General features: G+C 69.5%; 7 protein-coding genes. 2 read left to right on the forward strand and 5 right to left on the reverse strand.

Going from position 1 to position 8,173, the window contains the following annotated elements; all coding sequences use genetic code 11:
• Positions 1-69: 69 nt before the first annotated feature.
• The 5 genes from urtE to urtA all read right to left on the reverse strand — a co-directional run bounded on the left by urtE (position 70) and on the right by urtA (position 4,895).
• A complete protein-coding gene (gene urtE / locus VGL30_RS16280) occupies positions 70-786 on the reverse strand; it encodes an urea ABC transporter ATP-binding subunit UrtE (RefSeq protein ID WP_331541071.1) in 717 nt (238 codons plus the stop codon).
• A gap of 10 nt (positions 787-796) precedes the next feature.
• Positions 797-1,567, reverse strand: a complete 771-nt coding sequence (urtD, locus tag VGL30_RS16285; protein WP_331541072.1) for an urea ABC transporter ATP-binding protein UrtD — start codon at positions 1,565-1,567, stop codon at positions 797-799.
• Positions 1,564-2,646, reverse strand: coding sequence for an urea ABC transporter permease subunit UrtC (gene urtC, locus VGL30_RS16290; protein ID WP_331541073.1), 1,083 nt, complete (start codon positions 2,644-2,646; stop codon positions 1,564-1,566). Before urtC ends, urtD begins: the two co-directional genes overlap by 4 nt.
• 15 nt (positions 2,647-2,661) lie before the next feature.
• Entirely contained in the window at positions 2,662-3,555 is an 894-nt protein-coding gene (gene urtB / locus VGL30_RS16295; protein ID WP_331541074.1) for an urea ABC transporter permease subunit UrtB, read from the reverse strand.
• A gap of 98 nt (positions 3,556-3,653) precedes the next feature.
• The gene (urtA, locus tag VGL30_RS16300) at positions 3,654-4,895 is read right to left on the reverse strand and encodes an urea ABC transporter substrate-binding protein (RefSeq protein WP_331541075.1); all 1,242 of its coding nucleotides are present in this window, start codon (positions 4,893-4,895) and stop codon (positions 3,654-3,656) included.
• Between the two features lie 263 nt (positions 4,896-5,158).
• On the opposite strand from urtA, the gene VGL30_RS16305 reads away from it, so the two are divergent.
• A complete protein-coding gene (locus VGL30_RS16305; protein ID WP_331541076.1) occupies positions 5,159-5,461 on the forward strand; it encodes an urease subunit gamma in 303 nt (100 codons plus the stop codon).
• Positions 5,462-5,617: 156 nt separating this feature from the next.
• A partial coding sequence (locus VGL30_RS16310; RefSeq protein WP_331541077.1) for a histidine kinase dimerization/phospho-acceptor domain-containing protein occupies positions 5,618-8,173 on the forward strand: 2,556 nt, incomplete at its 3' end.

An 8,173-nucleotide genomic window follows, 5' to 3' on the forward strand; every position in this document is an offset into this window, starting at 1 on the left:
GACCCTGAGCGGACGCTCCGACGCTTGCTGGTAGCCTACTCAGAAGGCGGAAGCTGTTACGCGGATAGGCTACACGTGGATCAGATGCGCCACATCGGCGGCGGTTTCATCCTTGGTCAGGCCGTTGCGGACGATGCGGCCCTTCTGCATGACGAAGTACTGGTCGGCGAAGGCCCAGGCGAAGTCGAGGTTCTGCTCGATGATGACGATCGCCACGCCAAGCTCGGAGCGGATGCGGATCAGCGCCGCCTCGATCTGCTGGACGATGGAGGGCTGGATGCCCTCGGTGGGCTCGTCCAGCAGCAGCAGCCGCGGCCGGCCAGCGAGGGCGCGGCCCAGGGCGAGCTGCTGCTGCTCGCCGCCGGACAGGAAGCCCGCCTTGCGCTGGGCGATCTCGGTGAGCTTGGGGAACAGGTCGTAGATGTAGCCGGGGATCTTGCCGCCGTCCTTGTCCCCGCGGCCGGCGAGCGCCGAGAGGCCGACCTGCAGGTTCTCCTCCACGGTCAGGTGCGGGAAGACGTGGCGGCCCTGGGGCACGATGCCCACGCCGCGCCGCGAGCGCTCGTGGGCGCGCAGGTTCGAGACGTCCTCGCCATTGACGAAGATCTCGCCCTCGGACAGGCGGTGCATGCCCATGATGGTGCGCATCAGGGTGGTCTTGCCGACCCCGTTGCGGCCGAGGACGGCGGCGGTCGCGCCGGCTTCCAGGTCGAAGGCCACGTCCCAGAGCACCTGGGCCTTGCCGTAGGCGGCGCCGACGCCGCGCAGATTGAGGACGTCGCTCATGGCTTCGGGTTCATGACTTGGGCCGCCCGAGGTAGATGGCCGCGACCTCGTCGTCGCCGCGGATCTGCGCCATCGAGCCCTGCTTGAAGAGATGGCCCTGGTGCAGCACCACCACATGGCCGCCGAGCTGCTCGACGAAGTCGATGTCGTGGTCGATCACCAGGACGGCGTGGCGGCCGATCAGCCCGCGGACGATCTCCGCCGTGCGGGTGGATTCCGCCGCCCCCATGCCGGCGGTGGGCTCGTCGAGCAGCAGCAGCTCGGCCTCGGTGGCGACCACCATGCCGATCTCCAGCCACTGCTTCTCGCCGTGCGACAGCTCGCCGGCCAGGGCGTCGCGGCGCGACTGCAGGCCGACCAGCTCCAGCACCTCCTCCGCCTTGCGGCGGTTCTCCCCGGAGGCGCGCAGCATGAAGCTGGCCCACCAGCGGCGGTCCTTGGCCGCGGCGATCAGCAGGTTGTCGATGACGCTGAGGCCGATCAGCACGCCGGGCGTCTGGAATTTGCGGCAGATGCCGCGTTCGACGATGCGGTGTTCGGAGAGCTTCGAAATGTCCTCGCCGCGGAACAGGATGCGGCCCTCGCTGGCGCGCACCCGGCCGATCACCGTGTCGCACATGGTGGACTTGCCGGCGCCGTTGGGGCCGATCACCACCGTCAGGCTGCCGGCCTCCAGCGTCAGGTCCAGGTCGTTGAGGGCCTTGAAGCCGTCGAAGTCGACGGTGACGTTCTCGATGCGCAGCAGCGGATGGTCGGTGGGGGCGACGTCGGGCAGGGTCATGACGCGGCCTTTCCTTCGCTGGACATCAGGGGCGCAGGCTCGTCGGCCAGCTTCGCCGGCGCGGGCTTGCGCTCGGGGAACATGCCGGCCAGGCCCTTGGGCATGACGGTCACCGCCACGATGAAGATGCCGCCGAGCGCGTAGAGCCAGAAGGCCGGCAGGACGGTGGAGATCTTATCCTTGGCGAAGTTGACCAGCAGCGCGCCGGCCAGCGCGCCCACCAGGCTGGTCCGCCCGCCGATCGCCGCCCAGATCACCATCTCGATGGAGGGCACGACACCCACCAGGGCCGGCGAGATCACCCCCGCATGCAAGGTGAAGAGCGCGCCGGAGAGGCCGGCCATGACCGCAGCGACGGTGAAGGCCACCACCTTGTAGGGCGCGGGGTCGTAGCCCATGAACCTGACCCGGTTGGAGCCGTCGCGGGTGGCGCGCAGCAGCTTGCCGAAGCGCGAGGCCATCAGCCAGCGGCCGGCCAGCAGCGCCCCGGTCACGATGGCCAGGGTGACCCAGTAGAGGGCCTTGGCCGTGCCGGGCGCGTTGAGGTCGAAGCCCAGCAAGGTCTTGTAGTCGGTGAGGCCGTTGAAGCCGCCGGTGAAGGCCTGCTGGCTGATCAGGAGGGTGGCGAAGGCCAGGGCCAGGGCCTGGGTGATCAGGGCGAAATAGACCCCGCCGATCCGCCGGCGGAAGATCAGCCAGGCGAACAGGGCGCCGAAGAAGGCCGGCGCGACCACGACGCCCACGAGCGCCACCAGGGGGCTCTTGAAGATCGCCCACCACCAGGGCAGCGCCTTGACCCCCGTCCAGATCATGAAGTCCGGCATGGTGTCGCCGCCGGAGAGCCCCACCAGCTTCAGGTGCATGGCCAGGGCATAGCCGCCCAGGCCGAAGAACACCCCCTGCCCCAGGCTGAGCACCCCGCCCTCGCCCCAGAGGATGGCCAGGCCCATGGCGGTGAGCGCCAGCGCCAGGAAGCGCCCCAGCAGGCTGAGGTCGTAGGGCGCCAGGTAGAAGGGCGCGGCGATGGCGGCCAGCAGGACCAGGACGCCTATGCCGGTGCGGCCGTTGGGGAGGGTCATCAGGACACGCGCCTCTCAGGCGTCCAGGGCGCGGGTGCGGACCGCGATCACGCCCTGGGGCCGGAACTGGAGGAAGACGATGACGAACAGCAGCATCAGCACCTGGGCGAAGCTGACGTCGACGAACACCTGGGCCAGCGCCGAGAACAGGCCGATGATCACCGCGGCGATGGTGGTCCCGACCATGCTGCCCAGCCCGCCCAGGATCACCACCAGGAAGGCGGTGACGATGTAGCTCTGGCCGACGTTGGGGGTGACGGGGCCCAGCAGCGCCAGCACGACGCCGGCGACGCCGGCCACCGCGGCGCCCAGGGCGAAGACCACCATGTCGACGCGCCGGACGCTGACGCCCATGGCCGCGGCCGTGGCGCGATCCTGGTTCACCGCGCGGACCAGGAGGCCGATGCGGGTGGTCTTGAGCAGCAGGGCCAGGCCGCCCAGCACCACCACGGCGGTGGCCAGGATGAACAGGCGCGCCATCGGCAGGGACAGTCCGCCCACGGGAACCGCGCCCTCCATCCAGTTCGGCGCGGTCACGGAGACGCCGGTGGCGCCGAAGATGTCGCGGGCCGCCTGCTGGGCGATCAGGCTGACCCCCCAGGTGGCCAGCAGGGTGTCCAGCGGCCGCTCGGCCAGGCGGGAGACCAGGGTGGTTTCGAGGACGGCGCCCAGGACGCCCGCGCCGATGAAGGCGCCCAGCATGGCGGCGAACAGGCCCAGCGGGCCCGGGACCACCAGCATGACCAGGTAGGCGATATAGCCGCCGAACATGACGATCTCGCCGTGCGCCATGTTGATCACGCGCATCAGACCGAAGCTGAGGGCCAGGCCCAGGGCGGCCAGGACGTAGATCGAAGCGACGCTGAGGCCGTTGAAAACCTGGCCGCCCAGGAAGCTCGGGTCGATCATGTCCGTATCCTTTCTGGACCCGGCGCTAAGCGTAACCGGCACAAGGGTGAGGCCCGGGCGATCCCGGAGGACCGCCCGGGCCCCTAGGGGACGGGGGACTAGGGGATGACGCAGGTCTTCCCGGGGAAGGCCAGCGGGTCGTAGGGCTCGGGCGGGATCGGGGCCTTCGAGGTCCAGAGGATCTTGAACTGGCCCGCCGGGTCAGCCTGGCCGATGTAGGCGGTCTGGGTCAGGCTGTTGTTCGGCGCGAACTTCGCCGGGCCGAGCGGCGAGGGTATCGGGTCGAGCGCGACCGCGGCGGCGCGGACCTTGGCGGGATCGAAGTCGCCGGCCTTCTCCACCGCCGCCTTCCAGGCGTAGACGTCGAGGTAGCCGTGGACCATCGGGTCGGTGACCACCGCGTCGGCGCCGTACTTGGCCTTGTAGGCGGCCACGAACTTGGCGTTCTCCGGCGACTGCAGGGTCTGGAAGTAGTTCCAGGCCGCGTAGCTGCCCTCGATCAGCGACGGACCCATGGCCTGGGCTTCCTGCTCGCCGATGGAGAAGCTCATCACCGGCAGCTTGGTGGGCGTCATGCCCGCCGCGGCCATCTGCTTGAAGAAGGCGACGTTGGAGTCGCCGTTCAGGGTGTTGAAGATCAGGTCCGGCTTGGCGGCGCGGATCTTGGCGATCACGCCGGAGAAGTCGGTGCCGCCCAGCGGCTGGTACTCTTCGCCGGCGACCTTGAACCCGGCGCCCTCGATGTGCTTCTTGAGGATCAGGTTGGCCGTGCGCGGGTAGACGTAGTCCGAACCCACCAGGAAGTAGTTCTTGTAGCCCTTGTCCTTCGCCCAGTCGAAGGCGGGCAGGGCCTGCTGGTTGGGCTGGGCGCCCGAGTACATGATGTTCGGCGAGCATTCGTTGCCCTCGAACTGCACCGGGTACCAGAGCAAGTTCTTGTTCTTCTCGAAGACCGGCAGCATCGCCTTGCGGCTGGCCGACGTCCAACCGCCGAACACGGTCGAGACCTTGTCGCTTTCGGTGAGCTTGGAGGCCTTCTGGGCGAACACCGCCGGGTCGGAGGCGCCGTCCTCGACCACCGCGGTGATCTGCTTGCCCATGACGCCGCCGGCGGCGTTGATCTCTTCGATCGCCAGCATCTCGGCGTTCTTCACGGTCACTTCCGAGATCGCCATGGTGCCGCTGAGCGACTGCAGGACACCCACCTTGACCCCGTCGGCCGGCGCCGCGGCGTCCGTCTTCGGGGCCTCGCCGCCTTCCGGCTTCTTGGAGCATGCGGTGAGCGCGGTCCCGATCATCAGGAGCGCGATCAGAGAAGCCTTCTTCGAGGCTATGGTCATCGAATTCTCGCTTTCTTCAGTATCTACAAGACGCCCCAGGTCGGATCGTCTGATCCGGCCAAGCAGAGACTGGTGTGATGACGCGAGCCTAAGAGCGCGCCTGCGGCCCCGATATGGGTCATTTGACGTATCCGGCGGCTTGACCCCCGGGAGCCGGAAACCCCGGGCGGACCGGCCGGGGTCAATACGTCAAACGCCCTCTGCCCAGGGCGCCCGGCGGCTGGAAAGCTTCCCGTGCTCCCGCCCGCCGGAGATGCGCGCGCATGATCATTACGCCTCCTGAGCGGGACAAGCTGCTGATCGCCCTGGCGGCGATGGTGGCCCGCCGCCGGCTGGACCGGCGGATCAAGCTCAACTGCCCGGAGGCGGTGGCGATCATCTCCGACTTCGTGCTGGAGGGCGCCCGCGAAGGCCGCTCCGTCGCCGAGCTGATGGAGGCCGGCGCCCACGTCCTGACCCGCGAGCAGGTGATCGAGGGCGTGGCCGAGATGATCACCGACATCCAGGTGGAAGTTCCGTTCCCGGACGGATCGAAGCTGGTCAGCGTGCACGACCCCATCAGGTAAGCGGCGCCTTGGCGGCGCGCGCGATTGCCTAAGTTGCGGGCGTCGGGGCGAATCCGTGCCCAGCGGCGCAGCGCCCGGTTCCCCCGGCCCCGGGCGGGGGGGCAGCGTCGGGAGGTCGATCCCCGCACGCCGTGCGCAACCCGAACGCCTGAGTTGATGGCGGACCCGAGCAGCCAGCCCCCGCTCTTCCAGACCCACCGCGCGCCGCGCCGCCGCCAGCGGGTGGTGCGGGCGCGCCGTCAGTACAACCAGTGGGTCGCCGACCAGACGCTGGAGGACTTCGCGCTGCGCTTCACCGCCGAGAGCGCGCGGCGCTGGCCGATCTCGCGGGTGGCCAACACGGCGCTGGGCTCGATCGCCTTCCTGGCCTGCGAGGCGGTGGGGGCGGCGATCACGCTGAACTACGGCGCGGTCTCGACGCTGTGGGCGCTGGGGGCGATGGCCGCGGTGATCCTGCTGACCGGCCTGCCGATCTGCTACTACGCCGCCCGCTACGGGGTGGACATGGACCTGCTGACCCGCGGGTCCGGCTTCGGCTACATCGGCTCGACCATCACCTCGGCGATCTACGCCTCCTTCACCTTCATCCTGTTCGCCATCGAGGCGGCGATCCTGTCGACGGCGCTGAAGCTCTGCCTGGGGATACCCCTGGCCCTGGGCCATGTGCTGAGCGCCCTGATCGTGGTGCCGGTGGCGGCGTACGGCATCCGCCGGATCGGCGTGCTGCAGACCTGGACCCAGCCGGTCTGGCTGATCCTGCAGGTCGCGCCGCTGATCTTCATCGCCATCAAGGGCCCCGCCGAGCTGAAGGGCTGGATCGGCTTCGGCGGCGCGGCCGGCCCGGGCTTCAGCCTGGCGGCGTTCGGGGCGGCCTCGGCGGTGCTGCTCTCGCTGCTGCCGCAGATCGGCGAGCAGGTGGACTACCTGCGGTTCCTGCCGGCGCGCACCGACAAGAACCGCCGCGCCTGGTGGGGCGCGCTGGTGCTGGCGGGACCGGGGTGGATCCTGATCGGCGGGGTCAAGATCCTGATCGGTTCGATCCTCACCTACCTGGCCCTGCGCGCGGGGTTCAGCCACGAGGACGCCGCCGCGCCGGCGCCGCTCTACGACATGGTGTTCCGCGGACTGCTGGGCTCGCCCACCGGGGCGCTGATCCTGACCGGGGTGTTCGTCGCCGTCTGCCAGGTGAAGATCAACGTCACCAACGCCTACGCGGGTTCCATCGCCGCCTCGAACTTCTTCTCGCGCCTGACGCACCGCCACCCGGGCCGGGTGGTCTGGCTGGTGTTCAACGTGTTCGTCGCCATCCAGCTGATGCAGTTCGGAATCCTCAAGGTGGTCGAGGGGATCCTGGCGCTCTACGCCAACGTGGCGGTGGCCTGGATCGGGGCGGTGACCGCCGACCTGCTGATCAACAAGCCGCTGGGCCTCAGCCCCAAGGGCATCGAGTTCAAGCGCGCCCACCTCTACGACATCAACCCGGTGGGCGTCGGCGCCATGGGCCTCTCGCTGGCGCTCTCCATGCCGCTGTTCCTGGGCGTCGCAGGGCCGGAGCTGAAGACCTGCTCGCCGATCGTGGGGCTGATGGCGGCGCTGGCCGCGGCGCCCGCCATCGCCTGGGCCACCCGCGGCCGCTACTACATCGCCCGCCAGCCCGAGCCGGAACCCGAGCCGGCGGCCGGGGCCCAGGCGGGGCCGGCCACCCTCACCTGCATCGTCTGCGAGAACGCCTTCGAGCGGCCGGACATGGCCTTCTGCCCGGTCTACCAGGGCTCGATCTGCTCGCTGTGCTGCAGCCTCGACGCCCGCTGCCACGACGCCTGCAAGGACACCGGCCGGGTGGTCGACCAGGCCGCGGGCCTGCTCCGCCGCCTGGTTCCCGCCCGGCTGGCCGAGGGCGCCTACGCCCAGATCGCACGGTTCATCGGGGTGCTGCTCATCTGCGCCCTGGCGATCGGCGGCGTGCTGGGCCTGATCTCCTACAGCCAGGCCGGCCGCGTCGCCGGCCCCTTCACCCCGACCCACCTGGGCCTGACCTTCGTCATCCTGCTGCTGCTGGCCGCGTTCGCGGCCTGGTTCTTCGTGCTGGCCGGCGAGAGCCAGCGGGCGGCGGAGGACGAGTCCGACCGCCAGACCGCCATGCTGATGGACGAGATCGAGGCCCACCGCCGCACCGACGCCGAGCTGCAGAAGGCCAAGGAGGTCGCCGAGGCCGCCAACCTGGCCAAGAGCCGCTACATCGTCGGCGTCAGCCATGAAATCCGCTCGCCGCTGAACGCCATCTCCGGTTACGCCCAGTTGATCGAGCGCAACCCCGTCGCCGACAACAGCGAAGCCGTCAACGTCATCCGGCGCAGCGCCACCCATCTGGCGGATCTGGTCGACGGACTGCTCGACATCTCCCGCATCGAGAACGGCACCCTCCACGTGGAAAGGGAACTGGTCGACCTGCCGATGATGCTGGACCAGATGGTCGGCATGTTCCGCCTGCAGGCGGAGGCGAAGGGCATCGTCTTTCGTCACGAGCGCCCGCCCAACCTGGCCCGGCGCGTCTACGCCGACGAGAAACGACTGCGGCAGATCCTCATCAACCTGCTCTCGAACGCCATAAAGTATACGCTGGTGGGCGAGGCGGCGCTCCGCATCCGCTGGCGCAGCCCCATGGTCGAGTTCGAGGTTGCCGACACCGGCGTCGGCATCCCTGAAGCGGAT

The sequence above is a fragment of the Phenylobacterium sp. genome (assembly GCF_036502675.1).
Classification (GTDB): domain Bacteria; phylum Pseudomonadota; class Alphaproteobacteria; order Caulobacterales; family Caulobacteraceae; genus Phenylobacterium.